The organism is Maricaulis sp. B-26 (genome assembly GCF_056857855.1).
The window spans coordinates 1-14,852 of record NZ_JBSXNX010000020.1 but is presented as its reverse complement, the minus strand read 5'-3'; the positions used below and the strand labels follow the sequence as shown (position 1 = coordinate 14,852).

12 protein-coding genes are annotated in these 14,852 nt (G+C 64.4%); 10 read left to right on the top strand and 2 right to left on the bottom strand.

Features of this window, described 5'->3' with window-relative positions:
* Window positions 1–82 precede the first annotated feature (82 nt).
* From gcvA to AC13HB_RS06615, 5 genes are all read left to right on the top strand, one after another.
* On the top strand, window positions 83–1,018 hold the full coding sequence (gene gcvA, locus AC13HB_RS06635; RefSeq protein ID WP_482948953.1) for a transcriptional regulator GcvA: 936 nt from the start codon (window positions 83–85) through the stop codon (window positions 1,016–1,018).
* 59 nt (window positions 1,019–1,077) lie between these two features.
* Complete coding sequence (locus AC13HB_RS06630; RefSeq protein WP_482948952.1) at window positions 1,078–1,983, top strand: TolB family protein; 906 nt, start codon at window positions 1,078–1,080, stop codon at window positions 1,981–1,983.
* 195 nt (window positions 1,984–2,178) lie between these two features.
* On the top strand, window positions 2,179–3,975 hold the full coding sequence (locus tag AC13HB_RS06625; protein ID WP_482948951.1) for an FAD-dependent oxidoreductase: 1,797 nt from the start codon (window positions 2,179–2,181) through the stop codon (window positions 3,973–3,975).
* 14 nt (window positions 3,976–3,989) lie between these two features.
* Window positions 3,990–5,813, top strand: a complete 1,824-nt coding sequence (locus tag AC13HB_RS06620; RefSeq protein WP_482948950.1) for a 2-oxoacid:acceptor oxidoreductase subunit alpha — start codon at window positions 3,990–3,992, stop codon at window positions 5,811–5,813.
* Between the two features lies 1 nt (window position 5,814).
* On the top strand, window positions 5,815–6,864 hold the full coding sequence (locus AC13HB_RS06615) for a 2-oxoacid:ferredoxin oxidoreductase subunit beta (protein ID WP_482948949.1): 1,050 nt from the start codon (window positions 5,815–5,817) through the stop codon (window positions 6,862–6,864).
* On the opposite strand, the gene AC13HB_RS06610 is transcribed toward AC13HB_RS06615, so the two are convergent.
* Entirely contained in the window at window positions 6,855–7,445 is a 591-nt protein-coding gene (locus tag AC13HB_RS06610) for a helix-turn-helix domain-containing protein (protein WP_482948948.1), read from the bottom strand. The two genes, AC13HB_RS06615 and AC13HB_RS06610, sit on opposite strands and share 10 nt — an antisense overlap.
* Before the next feature lie 451 nt (window positions 7,446–7,896).
* Between AC13HB_RS06610 and AC13HB_RS06605 the strand changes: the two genes are divergently transcribed.
* The 3 genes from AC13HB_RS06605 to AC13HB_RS06595 are packed head-to-tail and all read left to right on the top strand — an operon-like array spanning window position 7,897 to window position 9,861.
* Window positions 7,897–8,541, top strand: coding sequence for a helix-turn-helix domain-containing protein (locus AC13HB_RS06605; protein WP_482948947.1), 645 nt, complete (start codon window positions 7,897–7,899; stop codon window positions 8,539–8,541).
* A 3-nt stretch (window positions 8,542–8,544) separates the two neighbouring features.
* A complete protein-coding gene (locus tag AC13HB_RS06600) occupies window positions 8,545–9,198 on the top strand; it encodes a helix-turn-helix transcriptional regulator (RefSeq protein ID WP_482948946.1) in 654 nt (217 codons plus the stop codon).
* A gap of 21 nt (window positions 9,199–9,219) precedes the next feature.
* Window positions 9,220–9,861: a helix-turn-helix domain-containing protein gene (locus AC13HB_RS06595; RefSeq protein WP_482949175.1), complete on the top strand. Its 642-nt coding sequence runs from the start codon at window positions 9,220–9,222 to the stop codon at window positions 9,859–9,861.
* Window positions 9,862–9,942: 81 nt separating this feature from the next.
* On the opposite strand, the gene AC13HB_RS06590 is transcribed toward AC13HB_RS06595, so the two are convergent.
* On the bottom strand, window positions 9,943–11,637 hold the full coding sequence (locus AC13HB_RS06590) for a M28 family metallopeptidase (protein ID WP_482948945.1): 1,695 nt from the start codon (window positions 11,635–11,637) through the stop codon (window positions 9,943–9,945).
* Between the two features lie 198 nt (window positions 11,638–11,835).
* On the opposite strand from AC13HB_RS06590, the gene AC13HB_RS06585 reads away from it, so the two are divergent.
* Window positions 11,836–13,575 (top strand): spinster family MFS transporter, encoded by a 1,740-nt coding sequence (locus AC13HB_RS06585; RefSeq protein WP_482948944.1) that lies wholly within the window; start codon window positions 11,836–11,838, stop codon window positions 13,573–13,575.
* Window positions 13,572–14,441, top strand: coding sequence for an alpha/beta fold hydrolase (locus AC13HB_RS06580; protein WP_482948943.1), 870 nt, complete (start codon window positions 13,572–13,574; stop codon window positions 14,439–14,441). Before AC13HB_RS06585 ends, AC13HB_RS06580 begins: the two co-directional genes overlap by 4 nt.
* Window positions 14,442–14,852 lie beyond the last annotated feature (411 nt).

The following is a 14,852-nucleotide window of genomic DNA, read 5'->3' as shown; positions in this document are numbered from 1 at the left end:
ACGGCTTCAATATTTCTATCGGGTAGTGTGATTGCAAACGACGATAATTGGCTTTTCAGATTAGAAAAACTAAACTGATGGCATGGCCCGTACTTCCCGTCTTCCTCCGCTCAACGCCCTGCGTGCCTTCGAGGCCGCCGCGCGGCTCGAAAGCTTTGCCCGTGCGGCCGACGAGCTGGCGGTGACGCCGGGTGCGATCAGCCAGCAGATCCGTTCGCTGGAGGATCATGTCGGTGCGCCGCTTTTCGTGCGCGAGGGCCGCGGATTGAGGCTGACCGAAGCCGGCCGGGCCGCAGCCGGTGTGGCCAGCGATGCCTTCGAGACGCTGGAGCGCGCCGTCGCCCTGATGCGCCAGCCGGTGCAGCGGCGCAGCCTCACGGTCAGCGTCGCCCCCTCCTTCGCCGGAAAATGGCTGGCGCCCCGCCTGCACCGTTTCCAGGAAGTCGTGCCGGGCGTCGAGGTCTGGATCGCGGCGACCTCGGAACGGGTCGATCTTTCCGCCGGTGCGGCCGACCTGGCCATCCGCTACGGGCCGGGGGGCGACATGACTCTGTCCGAGGAGGTGCTGCTCGAGGAGGAGGTCCTGCCCGTCTGCTCCCCGGATCTTCTGCGTGACGGACCTCCCCTGAAAACGCCGCGCGATCTTGCCGGGCATATCCTGCTGCACGACGCTTCGCCGGAGAGCGAGGTCGACGGGGCGGACTGGGTCTCCTGGCTGAAGGCACGCTCCGTGCGGGGCGTGGACGGGGCGGGCGGCGTGCGCTTCAACCAGTCCGCCCTGGTCATCGACGCGGCCGTCGCCGGGCGCGGCGTGGCCCTAGCCAAGCGGGCCCTGGCACAGAGCGATCTCGCCTCCGGCCGCCTCGTCGCGCTGTTCGCCGACGGCGCCTCATCCGTGCGCTCGGCCTACCAGATCGTCACCGCCCGCAACCGGCCGCTCAGCCCGGACGCCCGCGCCTTCATCGCCTGGCTCAAGGACGAGGCCCGCCATCACGAACATTCGGTGGACGAGCTTTAAGCCGCTTTCACATTGCAACCGATCCGCGCTATCCTCCCGGTAACAGCGGGAGGAGGAGCATGCGCAGACTGTTCTTCACGATCGTGTTCGGCGTACTTCTCATCGGGGCGATCTATGTCTGGCCCCGTCCCAGCTATCTGCTGGCGATCAATACCTATGACGGCGAGGACTACAGGGTCGTCATGATGCGGCCCGGCCAGACGGCGGAGATTTTCCAGCCGGCCTGCGAGGCTGCCTGGACCTATGGCGCGCATGACGGGCGTATCTATGCCGTGGTGCGGGATGACGGGGTCACGCCCGATCTGTCCTACAGTCCGAGCTGGTGCGATCCCCTGCCGGAGGGCGAGGCGGTGCCCATCCCGCTGGCGGTCTATGACAGCTATGCCGGTTTCGGTCCGGACGGGCGTATCGTCTCGGCGGTGCGCGAGGGCGACCGGGGCAATCTCGTCCTGCTGGATGTCGAGCGCGGGTCTGCCGAGCGGCTGACCGATGACGACTTCCGCAATTCGGATCCGGACTGGTCGCCCGATGGCAGCACCATCCTCTTCCGGTCGACGCGGGGCGGCTCGTCCGACCTCTGGACGCTGGCGCTGGAAAGCGGGGAGATGACGCAGCTCACCGACGATCCCGACAATGACGGGGTGGGCGGCTATGGCGGCGAGGGCCCCGGGCGCTATTCGCCCGACGGGACCCGCATCGTCTGGAATTGCGTGGACGAGGCGGGGCGCTCGAATGTCTGCATCATGCGCGCCGACGGGACGCGCAAGCAGCAGCTCACGCCCGGCCGCCTGGCCGATGAGGGTCTCTACCCGTCCTGGCACCCGCTGGGGCAGCGCATCGTCTACGGCGCCACGGAAGGCGAGGGCTATGCGCTCTACGAGATATCCGTCCATGGCGGTGAGCCGGTGCGGATCGCCGGCCAGCCTGCCACCAGCAATCTGGGCGGCGTCTGGGTGGAGGAGTAGCGGCACGCGCTTCTTGCAAATCAGTATCAGGCGCAAACAAACCCATTCACGATCTGTGGTTTGGCAGGCGAAATCGCTTGACCCGCCGCAGCGATACCCTGTGAGATTGGAGGCAGTGGCGGCGGTCTTTGCGCCGTCTGACAGGACAACTGCCGACAGGCAGGGCTGAACGGGCGAAAGCCCGGGGTGAGGAGCATGAAGCCGACCGATACGCGCGATCCCGACTATTATCACAAGGTCGTGGATTGCCAGTGGGCGTGCCCGGCGCATACGCCGGTTCCCGAGTATATCCGTCTGATTGCCCAGGGCCGGTTTACCGACGCCTATCTGGTCAATCGCCGTTCCAACGTGTTTCCCGGCATTCTCGGCCGGGTCTGCGACCGTCCCTGCGAGCCGGCCTGCCGGCGCGGGCGGGTCGAGGAAGAGCCGGTGGCGATCTGCCGTCTCAAGCGGGTCGCCTCGGACCATCGCGACGAGGTCAAGCATCTCGTGCCGGGCAAGCCGGAGCGCATGAATGGCAAGAAGATCGCGCTGATCGGCGCCGGTCCGGCCTCGCTGACCGTGGCGAACGATCTCGCGCCGCTGGGCTATGAGTGCACGATTTTCGAGGCCATGCACCGTCCGGGCGGGCTGATGATCTCCAACATCCCCTCCTTCCGCCTGCCGGAAGAGGTGCTGGACGAGGAGATCGGCTACATCCTCGATCAGGGCGTCGAGCTGAAGACGAACAGCCGGGTGGAAAGCCTGAAAGCCCTGATGGAGGGCGGTTATGACGCGGTCTTCATCGGGTCCGGTGCGCCCAAGGGCAAGGATCTGAAGATCGACGGCCGCGAGGAAGCCGCGGACAATATCCATATCGGCATCGACTGGCTGGAAAGCGTCGCCTTCGAGCATATCGACAAGATCGGCGAGCGCGTTCTCATCATCGGCGTCGGCAATACGGCGATGGATTGCTGCCGGACCTCGCTGCGTCTCGGCGCCGCCGATGTGAAGGTGATGGCACGCAAGCCGCGCCAGTTCTTCAAGGCCTCGCCCTGGGAGCTGGAAGATGCCGAGGACGAGAATGTCGAAATCCTCGTCAATCATTCGCCCAAGCGTTTCGTGGTCGAGAACGGCAAGCTGACCGGCATGGAATTCGAGCTCATGGAGTACGAGCTCGACGATGACGGCACTATCACCGAGACGCGCTCCAAGGGCACGACCATCATTCCCTGCGACGACGTTATCCTCGCCATCGGGCAGGAGAACGCCTTCCCCTGGATCGAGCGCGATCTGGGCCTCGAGTTCGACAAGTGGGGCGTGCCCGTCGTCGACGAGACGACGCACGAATCCACCCTCAAGGGTGTCTTCTTCGGCGGCGACAGCGCCTTCGGTCCCAAGAACATCATCTGGGCCGTCGAGCACGGTCACCAGGCAGCGATCTCCATCCACAAGCATTGCCAAGGCAAGAGCCTGACCGAGCGCATGCCGCGCGGCGTCAACCTGGCCTCGGCCAAGATGGGCGTGAACGAGTGGATGTATTCCAACGCCTATACCGGCGAGCATCGCCGGGACATGCCGCTGGTCGAGCTGAAACAGCGCCTCTCCGATCGCAAGATCGAGGTGGAGATGGGCTATACGGCCGAGCAGATCGCGACCGAGGTGCAGCGCTGCCTCAATTGCGACGTGCAGACGGTGTTCGACGCGCCGCTCTGCAAGGAGTGCGACGCCTGCCTCGACATCTGTCCGGTCGACTGCCTCTCCATCCTGTCGAACGATGAGGAGGATGTGCTGCGCAGCCATATGAGGGTGCCGGCGAACAACAAGGACCAGGCCCTCTACGTGTCCGATCCGCTCAAGGATACCGGGCGCGTCATGGTCAAGGACGAGAATCTCTGCCTGCATTGCGGGCTGTGCGCGGAACGCTGCCCGACGGCAGCCTGGGACATGCAGGATGCGGACATCTTCATCCCCCACGTCCTCGAGGAAGCCAAGGGAGTGGCGGCGGAATGAAGGACGTCGCGGACATGAAAAGCGAAGTTCGGGTCAACGACTTCGTCATCAAGATCGGCAATGTGAACGGAACCGGCTCGGCCTCGGCCAACGGCCTGCTCATGAAGGCGATCTTCCGGATGGGCGTGCCGGTCGTCGGCAAGAACCTCTTCCCGTCCAATATCCAGGGCCTGCCGACCTGGTACGAGATCCGCCTGACCAAGGACGCCTATATGGCGCGCTCGGGTACGGCGGAATTCTTCGTCGCCATGAATGCCGAGACCTACAGGCAGGACCTCGCCGAGGTCACGCCGGGCGGTTTCCTGCTCTACGACGGCACCTGGCCGCGCCCGGACCTGCACGAACGCGACGACGTCACCGCCATCGGCGTGCCTCTGGCGCGGATGTGCAACGAGCATTTCGACAATGCCCGCACGCGGGTGCTGATGAAAAACATGGCCTATGTCGGCGCGGTCGCCGCGCTGACCGGGATCGATGTCGAGGTCATCCGCGAGCTCGTCACCGAGATGTTCGGCACCAAGAAACACCTGATCGACGCCAATATGACGGCGATCGAGCTGGGTCTGAATTATGTGCGCGAGCACTTCCCCGACCCGCTCCCGCTGCGCGTCGAGGCCATGGACAAGACCGCCGGCCACATCATGATCGACGGCAATACGGCCGCCGCGCTGGGCTGCGTCTATGCCGGCGCGACCTTCGGCGCCTGGTATCCGATCACGCCTTCGACCTCGTTGATGGACGGGTTCAAGAGTTTCTGCGAGAAATTCCGCGTCGATCCGGATACCGGCGAGAAGAATTTCTGCATCATCCAGGGCGAGGACGAACTGGCCTCGGTCGGCATGGCGATCGGCGCCGGCTGGAACGGCGCGCGCGCCTTCACGCCGACCTCCGGCCCCGGCATCTCCCTGATGAGCGAGTTCATCGGCTTTGCCTATTACAGCGAAGTGCCGGTGGTGCTGTTCGACGTCCAGCGCGCCGGTCCCTCGACCGGCCTGCCGACGCGAACCCAGCAGTGCGATCTGACCCTGGCGGCCTATGCCAGCCACGGTGACACCAAGCATATCCTGCTCTTCCCGGCCGATCCGAAGGAATGCTTCGAGATGGCGGTCCAGAGCTTCGATCTCGCCGAGCGGTTCCAGACGCCGGTCTTCTTCATGACCGATCTCGATATCGGCATGAATGACTGGATGATCCCGGAGCTGAGCTGGGACGAGAGCTATGTCCCCGATCGCGGCAAGGTCCTGACGGCGGAGGATCTCGAAGAACTCGAGAAATTCTACCGCTACGAGGATCGCGACGGCGACGCCATTCCCTATCGCACCCTGCCGGGCAGCTCGCCCAAGGGCGCTTATTTCACGCGCGGGTCCGGCCATAACTGGAAGGGCGGCTATACCGAGGATTCCGACGAGTACAAGGAGGTCCTCGACCGGCTGACGCAAAAGTGGAAGAACGCTGCCGCCGCCGTGCCGGCTCCGGTTGTGGTCGAATGCGAACAACCCGCCTCGCGCGCGATTATCTCGGTCGGCGGATGCGACGGTGCGGTTCTCGAAGCGCTCGACCGTCTTGCCGAGGAAGGCGTGCATCTCGACTATCTGCGGGTTCGCGGTTTCCCCTTCAATGACGAGGTCGATCGTTTCATCGAGGCGCACGAGGAAGTCTTCGTGGTCGAGCAGAACCGCGACGGCCAGTTGCGAACGCTCCTGATCAACGAGACCAGGGCCGACAAGACCCGCCTGATCCCCGTGCTCGACTATGCGGGCATGGCGGCGAATCCGAAATTCATCATCGAGGGCGTGCTCGCGCATCTCGATCCGGCCGTCCAGGCCAAGGAGGCGTGACATGACGTCCATGGCGAAACCCTTCATCGACAAGCACCTGCCCAAGAACAAGCTGGGTCTGTCGATCCGCAATTACGAAGGGGTGATGTCCACCCTCTGCGCCGGCTGCGGCCATGACTCGGTCACCGCGGCCCTGGTCCAGGCCTTCTGGGAACTCGATCTGGCGCCGGAGAGCGCGGCGAAGGTTTCCGGCATCGGCTGTTCGTCCAAGACGACCGCCTATTTCATGGGGCAGTCGCACGGCATCAATTGCGTGCATGGACGCATGCCGTCCGTCGCAACGGGCGCCAATGCGGTAAACGGCAATCTCCATTACATCGGGATTTCCGGCGACGGCGACAGTCTGTCGATCGGCTTCGGCCAGTTCGCCCACGCCATCCGCCGCAATCTCAACATGCTCTACATCATCGAGAATAACGGTGTGTACGGGCTGACGAAGGGCCAGTTCTCGGCTTCGGCGGATATCGGCTCGAAGTCCAAAAAGGGCGTTCCGAACGAGCAGACGCCGATCGATCCCTGCGTGCAGGCGCTCACCCTGGGCGCCGGGTTCGTCGGCCGGGCCTTCTCCGGCGACAAGTCCCAGCTCGTGCCGCTGATCAAGGCCGGACTGATGCACAAGGGTTTTGCGCTGATCGACGTCATCTCGCCCTGCGTGACCTTCAACGACCATGCCGGCTCGACCAAGAGCTACGCCCATACCTACAAGTACTATCACCCGCTCGTGCACACCGACTTCGTGGCGCATGCGGAGGAGATTACGGGCGAGTACGCCGAGGACGGCGCCATGCAGGTCGAGCTGCACGACGGCGGCCTGCTGCGGCTGCGCAAGACGGACACGGATTACGATCCACGCGACCGGGCCCAGGCCATCGACACGCTGATGCAGAAAACGGACGACGAGATCCGTACCGGTCTGCTTTATCTCAACGAAGACTTGCCGGACATGCACGCGGCGAACAGACTTCCGCCCACGCCGCTCAATGCCCTGTCCTATGACACGCTCAATCCGGGCGCCGATGCGCTGGCGAAGCTTCAGAAGCGCTATCGCTGAGGCGCGAAGGGTTCGATTTCGAGCGTCGGCCCGTCCGGGTCCGATCGTCCCGCTTCTTCCAGGGGACGCATGACGGCCAGGATGTGACAGACACCATCGTCGTCGCGGATGGGTGCGTAGAGCGTCCACCAGGCTCGGTCGCGTGCGCCGTCCTCGAACCAGTGCCCGGTGGCGCTGTTCACCTCGCCCTCGGCAAGGCCGGCCTGCATCAGGGCGTCGATCTGGCCGTTCAGCTGGTCCACGCCGTCGCCGTCGGATACGGCCTTCGCGTCGCCGAAGATATCCGAGACCGCCGGGCGGCTGATCGCGTGCAGGCGGTTGCCTTTCGCGGTGTGCGGTTCGATCAGGGCGCAGTGAAAGGGAATCCGCTCGACGGTCGCGACGAGATCGGCGAACAAGCCGCGCGTACGTGGGGCCCGGGTCAGGGCTTCGAGCGCTACCGCGACGTGCGGGGCGGGTCCGACCAAGCCGGCTTCCAGCCGTGAGACATAGGTCTGACTGACCCCTATCAAGTCTGCCAGGGCGCCCTGTTTGAGCCGCAACTTGCGTCGAAGCCCGCGTACGGTCTCAGCCCAGTCCATAGTGTTGTTTGTCCCTAACCCATCGAAATTTAAGTTTGTTTCTACGGGTTGTACGCTCTGATTATGGATTCATAAATAATGAAAGGGGCATCATGTTATTCGTTTCCATTAAAAACCAGATGTGATCGCCGCACCGGGGCCTTTGGCCGCACCATGTGGTTGCGTCGCAAGATTCTGAAGTGACGGCCTAAATTCACAACACGCTCGAAATGCAGCCGGGAAAGTCGCCCGTATGGCGATCGAGTCTGCCGCGGAGGCAGCGAGCAAGAAGCGGGCTCTGAGTCCAAGCGTCAATCGCCAGGGCCGGTGAATTTTTCTGAGCCGTCACATTCTGGTTCGTCATAGCGCAAGAGACGAGTTGCGTGTCGCAACAATCTTCACAAGCCATGCCAGAGAGGTTATTTCTTATGCGTCGGCCGATTGCCGGTCACGCCAATCGCGGAGCGTCGGAATGTCCGAACTCGTTTCGAGCGTGGCGACCGCCTCGATCCACTGGCCATCCGTGGTTCGCCACTATCGCCTTTCCAAAGGCCTGAAACAGGCCGCTCTCGCCCAGGACCTGGGCGTCACGCAGACCATGGTATCCCGCTGGGAAAGCGGGATTGCGATCCCGGGCGAGCGTATCCAGGAGCAGCTTTTCGACCTGTTCTGGCGCGAGCAGGGCGCGGTATCGCGTGCCGCCTGGCTAAGCCGCGTGGGTCGGCACCCCTCCGTCGTCGCGGTCGTCGCTGCCACCGGACGTATCGAGGCGGCCAGCCACGGTTTCTTTTCCGCGCTCGACTGCCGCACCCACGAACTCGAGGGGCGTTATATCCATGAGGCTTTCGACGGCGACTTCGTCGATCTGTTCGATGCGCTCGCCCTCAGCGGTTTTTTCGAAGGCCGCGTGGCGTCGGCCGAGAGCATGGACCGGATCGAGTTCCGGGCGCCGGACGGGAACCTGCGGCGCTTCTACAGTCACGGCCTGCACCGGCCCGGCTTCCTCCCCGGTCCCCAAGTGGTCTGGCTGGTCTCGGGAGCGGCGGTGACGCGGCAGGTACATGACGATGTCCGCGCGCGTCTCGGGGGGCAGATGCTGATCCGGAGGGCGCTCTGATTCATGGACCAGCGTCTCTCTCCACCCCGGAACGGACGGATGCGCCGCATCGACTGGCAGGCCCTGCTCAAGCAGTACCGCTTCAGCCATAATATCAAGCAGTCCGCCCTGGCCGACGATCTGGGCGTAACCCAGGCCATGGTGTCGCGCTGGGAGACCGGGCTGGCGACGCCGGGTGCGGACATGCGTGCGCGTATCCGCCGGCTGACCGAGCAGGACTCGATGTCGGCCCCCGTTTTTCACTGGCGTGATCATGTGGCGGCGCACCCCGCGATCGCGGCGGTCGTAGAACCGGACGGACGCATCGAAATCGCCAGCCATGGCTTGGCAAAACTCCTCGGTTCGAGCCGCCGGGCCTTGCAATCGAAAACCCTCGCTCACCTTTTCCGGGGCGATATTCCGCGCCTTCATTCGCACCTTCTCGATTCGGGATTCTTTGACGAAGCGCTTGAAAGTGTTGAAAGTGCAGATACGTACTGTTTCGTTAACCCGGAGGGTGAGCTGCAGCGCCGTCATGTACACGGTCTGCACTGGCCGGGCCGGGACCATGAGGGCAGGGTCCGCTGGATGCTCCGGGGTGCTCTCGTGGACGCGAATACGTTCGAGCGTCTGCGAAAGGAATTGGGGGGTCAGCTCAGGCTGACCGCCGCGAGCTGAAGCCCGGAGGGGGCGGTTTTGGTGCAGGACATCAATCTGTCGGTATCGTCTAACAAGGTGAATTGGCCATCTGTCATCCGGAATTTCCGGATGTCGAAACGCCTGAAACAGGCGGCGCTGGCAGCCGATCTCGGCGTGACGCAGGCCATGATCTCGCGCTGGGAGAACGGGGATTCCGATCCGCCCGAACGCATAAAGCGCCGCATGGCCGAACTCGTCCAGGACGCGTTCGTGATTGCGCCCGCGCCGACTTGGGTCGATCTGGTCACGCTCAATCCCACCGTCGAATTCGTCACGGACTCGATGGGGATGTTCAAGGCCATCTCCCGCGGTGCGCTCGACCTGTTCGGCGTGGCGCGGAACGAGATCGAGGGCCGCAATATGCGCGATTTCCTTGGCGGGGATTTCGAGTCCGCGCTGGAGACGATGCGCAAGGAGGGCATGTTCCAGAACAATCTGGCCTACGCCCAGAGCCTCGGATCGCTGGAGATCAACGTCGCCTCTGGCATGAAGACCGTCCTCTGCGACTTCATCCACTGGCCGCGTATATCGGAGGCGCGCACGGTCTATTGCGTGCACGCCGGTGCGGTGCTCGACGAGTCCCGCTATACCTCGCGCCTGGAAGAGCGCGGCGATCGCGTGGTGATGCGCCGGACTTTCTGATCCCTTTTTGGGCTCTCGACATTGCAGCCACAAAAAAGGCGGCCCGCAGGCCGCCTTTTCCGTGTCCTTAGCCGGACGGGTCTATTCGGCCCGCTGGGCGTCGCGCAGGGCGCGGAACTCGTTGCCCTCATACCAGTTCGGCCATGCGTCCGAATTGGCGAGGCGCGAACCGACATCGAAGAAGAGCGTCACGTCCTCGACCATGCCGTCCATGTTCCAGTCCTCGGAGTATTCGTCGGCCGGACCGTGATAGCGATTGTCGCGATAGTCCTCGCCCGCGGCCTGGCCGGCTTCCGTGCCGCCCTCGACCAGGTCGAAGCCGCCATCGGCGTAGAGCATCGGCACGCCGTGCTTGGCCAGCGAGATATGGTCGGACCGGTAGAAATAGCCGGCTTCCGGGTTGGGGTCCGGCACGATGTAGCGATCCTGTTCGGCGGCCGCTTCAGTCAGCACGTCCTCGAGCTGGGACGCACCGTGACCGACCACGACGACGTCGCGAGACCGGCCCATCGGCAGCATGGCGTCGATATTGATCCCGCCCACCGTCTGGCTGTAGGGCACGATCGGGTTTTCGCCGTAATAGGCCGAACCGAGCAGGCCGGATTCCTCGGCCGTCACCGCCAGCAGCATGACCGAACGCTCCGGCGGATTGGCGGCAAAGGCTTCGCCGATCTCGATGATCGCCGCGGTGCCGGTCGCATTGTCGACGGCGCCGTTATAGATGCCATCCTCGCCTTCGGGCACGTCGCGAACGCCGATATGGTCCCAGTGCGCGGTATAGATGACGTATTCGTCCGGGCGTTCCGTGCCCCGCACGACACCCACCACATTGCGCGAATCCATGGTCCGCGTGGCCGAGTGCAGAGTACCGCTGGCGGTCAGTCCGCTCATCGGCACCGCCTCGAAGCCCGGCTGGGCCGCGGCCGCGGTCAGGCTGTCGAAGTCGAGCCCGGCGAGATCGAACATCTGGCGGGCGCGGTCTTCGGTCACCCAGCTTTCCACTTCGGCGAAAGTGCCTTCGCCCGGCTCGCGGGCGAGGTCGAGCTGGGAGCCGGTCCAGGAGCCGGAGACCACGTTCCAGCCATAGGAGGCCGGAGCGGTCTGGTGGATCACGATGACGCCGGCCGCGCCCTGGCGGGCCGCTTCCTCGTATTTATAGGTCCAGCGGCCGTAATAGGTCATGGCATTGCCGTTGAAGAGGCCGCTCTCCGGGTTCGCATAGCCCGGATCATTGACCAGCATGACGACCGTCTTGCCCTCGACATCGACGCCGGCATAGTCGTTCCAGCCGTATTCCGGGGCGACCACGCCATAGCCGACGAAGACCAGCTCGCTGTCGGTGATCGAGACCTCGTCCGCGACCTGTTTGGTCCAGTAAACGACATCTTCGGACATGCTCAGTCCGAGCGGCTCGCCATTATGGGCGATGTCGAAGCTCGAAGCCTCGGTATCGAGCGTCACCTCGATCATCGGCACGGGCTGGAAATAGCTGTCGCCATAACCCGGCTCGAGGCCGACACGCGCCATTTCGTCGGCGATCCACTGGCTCGCGGCGATTCCGCCCGGTGTGGCCGGTGCGCGGCCCTCGAAACTGTCGTCGGCGAGGGTGGAGATGCGATGGCGCAGATCCGCTTCCGTGATGGCGGTGCTGGAGGCCGTTTCCATCGCGGCGTCGGCGCCGGCGCTCTCCGGTGTCGCGTTTTCGGTATTCTCGGCAGGCGTACAGGCCGCCAGCAGAGCGGCGCCGAGCGCGGCGCCAAATCCGGTGTGTTTCATGCTGCTCCCCATCTTCTGATTGGGCATTCGCCCAAACTGTGGCACATCCTGCACCGGCAGCGCTGTTGTACAAGGGGGTGTGGCAGGGACTGCGAGGTGGAAAACGGGTTTGACCAAACCTGAATGGCCATTCATGTTTGCGGTGAGGAGACGAAGCCGCACAGGCTCGAAAAACCGGTACGCCGGAGGGGAGAGATCATGGCGAATGAAAACGGGGGCGCCGCAACCGGCTCCCAACAGAAGGCAAGCGTCGGGTATCGCAGCGTGGTCATGCTGCTGCTCTTCCTAGTCTACGCGTTCAATTTTCTCGATCGTCAGATCATTTCCATCCTGGCCATTCCGATCAAGGAAGACCTCGGCCTGACCGACGAGCAGCTCGGCCTGCTCGGCGGCATCGCCTTCGCGCTTCTCTATTCGACCCTGGGCGTTCCGATCGCCTGGTTCGCCGACCGAATGAACCGTACCTGGATCATGACCGCGGCGCTGACCATCTGGAGCGGTTTCACCGCCATCAGCGGTTTCGCGCAGAACTTCACCCAGCTCTTCCTCGCCCGCGTCGGCGTGGGTGTCGGCGAGGCGGGCGGCGTTGCGCCGGCCTACACCATTATCGCTGACTATCACCCGCCGGCCGAGCGGGCCCGGGCCCTGGCGATCTATTCGCTCGGCATTCCGGTGGGCAGCGCTTTCGGCGTCATCGCCGGTTCGCAAATCGCCGGCGGCGGAATTTCCGATGCGCTGGACTGGCGCGCCGCTTTCTTCATCGTGGGCATTGCGGGCATCGTGCTTGCCCCGATCTTCAAGCTCGTCGTGAAAGAGCCGGCCCGCGGCCAGTTCGACGCCACGCCGCCCAAGGCGGCCCAGTCGAAACAGGAAGTCGGCGTTTATTCGGACGGCAAGATCCGCATGCTCTCCATTGCGGGTGCCGTTCTGTTCTCCCTGCCGAGCCTGCTGTCCATCTTCAATATCCTCGTCTTCGGCGCGACCTCGATCCAGTCCGTTCCGCTGCTCCTGGCCGCCGCCCTGGTGGGCGCCGTGTCCGGCTGGTTCGCGGGCAATTGGGTGGGCAAGACGACCAGCCCGGTCATGCTGATGCTCGGTCTCGGTATCCTGATGCCGCTCTCCGCCCTGGTCGCCTGGATCGTGCCGGCCTTCGGCGGCGCCGGCTTCGGTGGCGCGGCCCTGGGCTGGATCGTCGGGCATGCGTTTGCAGGCCTGTTGCTGGGCGGCTTCTTTGCAGCCTTCCGGGACTTCATGTCGCTGGCCCTCGAAAAGCCCAGCTTCTGGCTGATGATCCTCGGTGCCTCCGCCTCCTCCATGATGGGATACGGCGTCTTCTTCTGGCTGCCCTCCTTCTTCTCCCGCAGCTTCCAGCTTTCGCTGACCGAGACCGGCTGGCTGTTCGGCGGTGTGCTCTTCGTCGCGGGCAGCCTGGGTATCTTCCTCGGCGGCGTTCTCGGCGATCTGATGGGCAAGTCCAAGCGCTCGGCCTTCGCCAGCGTGCCGGCCTATGCCTTCCTGCTCAGCGCGCCGCTCTACTGGGCCGGGATCATGGCGCCCTCGCCCTGGATGGCGACGGTTATCCTCTTCATCCCGACCGCTCTGGGCCTCGCCTGGCTGGGGCCTGTCCTGTCCGCTTTCCAGCACCTGATGCCGCCCCATATGCGCACGAGTGCGTCCTCCGTCTTCCTGCTGATCAACAATCTGCTCGGCATTGGTGGCGGCGTGTATGTCCTCGGCCGTATCTCGACCGTGCTCGAGCCGACCTTCGGCGAGGGTTCGCTGCGCATTTCCATCGTGATCGGTGCCAGCCTCTACCTGGTCGCGGCGCTGTTCATGTTCTGGGCGGCCCGCTATCTCGCCAACGACTGGGAAGCGGACGGCGAGACCGTGCCGGTTCCCGAAGCCGAACCGCCGACGGAGGCCGAGCCCGCCCAATGACAGACGCGACTTTCACGGATCATTTCTTCACCACCGCGGACGGCCCGCGCATCCACTACCGGGATTATCCGGCCATCGGGCCGGAGCGGGGGCTTCCGGTGCTCTGCCTGCACGGGCTGACGCGCAATGTGAAGGATTTCGAGGAACTCGCACCGCGGATCGCGAAGGAAGGGCGGCGGGTCATCGTCGCCTCCCAGCGCGGCCGCGGCCTGTCCGAACCCGATCCGCAGCCGGAACGCTATCACCCGCCCGTCTACTCCGCGGACATGATTGGCCTGCTGGACGCGCTCGGCATCGACCGCGCCGTCTTCGTGGGCACGTCCATGGGCGGCCTGATGACTTTCATCATCGCCGGTCAGCAGCCGGAGCGCGTCGCGGCAGCGGTCATCAACGATATCGGCCCGGCGCTTGACCAGGCGGGGCTGGACCGGATCAAGGCGAATGTCTCCGAGCGCGGCGCCGTGAAGGACTGGGCCGAGGCGGAGGCGGCGACGCGTGCGTCCAATCTCGCAGCCTTCCCGGACCGGGCCGACGATGCCGAATTCTGGGCCGACTTCGCCCGCAAGACCTGGATCGAGAATACCGACGGAACGATCCGTCCGGGTTTCGACAAAGCGATCACGCGACAGGTGGTGGACGGACCCGTCCCGGAATTCTGGGATTTCTGGACCCCGTTCGCCGACATCCCGACCCTGCTCGTCCGCGGTGCCATCACGGACCTGCTGACCGAAGAAACCGTCGCTGAAATGAAGCGCCGCAAGCCGGACCTGGAACGCGTCGACGTCGCGGGCGTCGGCCACGCTCCCTTCATGACCGAGCCGGAAGCCTGGTCGGCGATCAGGGATTTCCTCGGGCGCGTGGACTAGGGCAAGGCGTCATCATCACGCCTTTCTTGCAACCCCATTGTCATCCCGGCCGGATAGCCCGCGCAGGCGGGCTGTAGTGCCGGGACCCATAATCGCGGGATTTGGACGAAAGCGGACTCGCTATCCACGCCGCGCCTGCTTCCGGCCAGCACCGGGCGTATGGGTCCCGGATCTCCGCCCGGCTCGGGGCCGGGCATGCGTCCGGGATGACGAGTCTGCGTGTTCTGAAACACCAACTTATCCCCGCCCTCCAAACCTGCCTCATACTCTTCCCCGTTCTCGCACCGCTCGAGGCCCGGCCTGGTTCGCCGGGGGTGTGGGGAGTACGGAGCCTGCCCGTCCCTGCTGACTGACCAAAGCAGGGCCCGGTGGTGGCCATCGGTAAGGAGAGGCAGCAAAAGCGCTGACTGT

What these genes read in the sequence shown, in the direction of transcription:
- gcvA (WP_482948953.1), top strand. Translation starts at nt 83, where the DNA reads ATGGCCCGTACTTCCCGTCTTCCTCCGCTCAACGCCCTGCGTGCCTTC.
- AC13HB_RS06630 (WP_482948952.1), top strand. Translation starts at nt 1,078, where the DNA reads ATGCGCAGACTGTTCTTCACGATCGTGTTCGGCGTACTTCTCATCGGG.
- AC13HB_RS06625 (WP_482948951.1), top strand. Translation starts at nt 2,179, where the DNA reads ATGAAGCCGACCGATACGCGCGATCCCGACTATTATCACAAGGTCGTG.
- AC13HB_RS06620 (WP_482948950.1), top strand. Translation starts at nt 3,990, where the DNA reads ATGAAAAGCGAAGTTCGGGTCAACGACTTCGTCATCAAGATCGGCAAT.
- AC13HB_RS06615 (WP_482948949.1), top strand. Translation starts at nt 5,815, where the DNA reads ATGACGTCCATGGCGAAACCCTTCATCGACAAGCACCTGCCCAAGAAC.
- AC13HB_RS06610 (WP_482948948.1), bottom strand. Translation starts at nt 7,445, where the DNA reads ATGGACTGGGCTGAGACCGTACGCGGGCTTCGACGCAAGTTGCGGCTC.
- AC13HB_RS06605 (WP_482948947.1), top strand. Translation starts at nt 7,897, where the DNA reads ATGTCCGAACTCGTTTCGAGCGTGGCGACCGCCTCGATCCACTGGCCA.
- AC13HB_RS06600 (WP_482948946.1), top strand. Translation starts at nt 8,545, where the DNA reads ATGGACCAGCGTCTCTCTCCACCCCGGAACGGACGGATGCGCCGCATC.
- AC13HB_RS06590 (WP_482948945.1), bottom strand. Translation starts at nt 11,637, where the DNA reads ATGAAACACACCGGATTTGGCGCCGCGCTCGGCGCCGCTCTGCTGGCG.
- AC13HB_RS06585 (WP_482948944.1), top strand. Translation starts at nt 11,836, where the DNA reads ATGGCGAATGAAAACGGGGGCGCCGCAACCGGCTCCCAACAGAAGGCA.
- AC13HB_RS06580 (WP_482948943.1), top strand. Translation starts at nt 13,572, where the DNA reads ATGACAGACGCGACTTTCACGGATCATTTCTTCACCACCGCGGACGGC.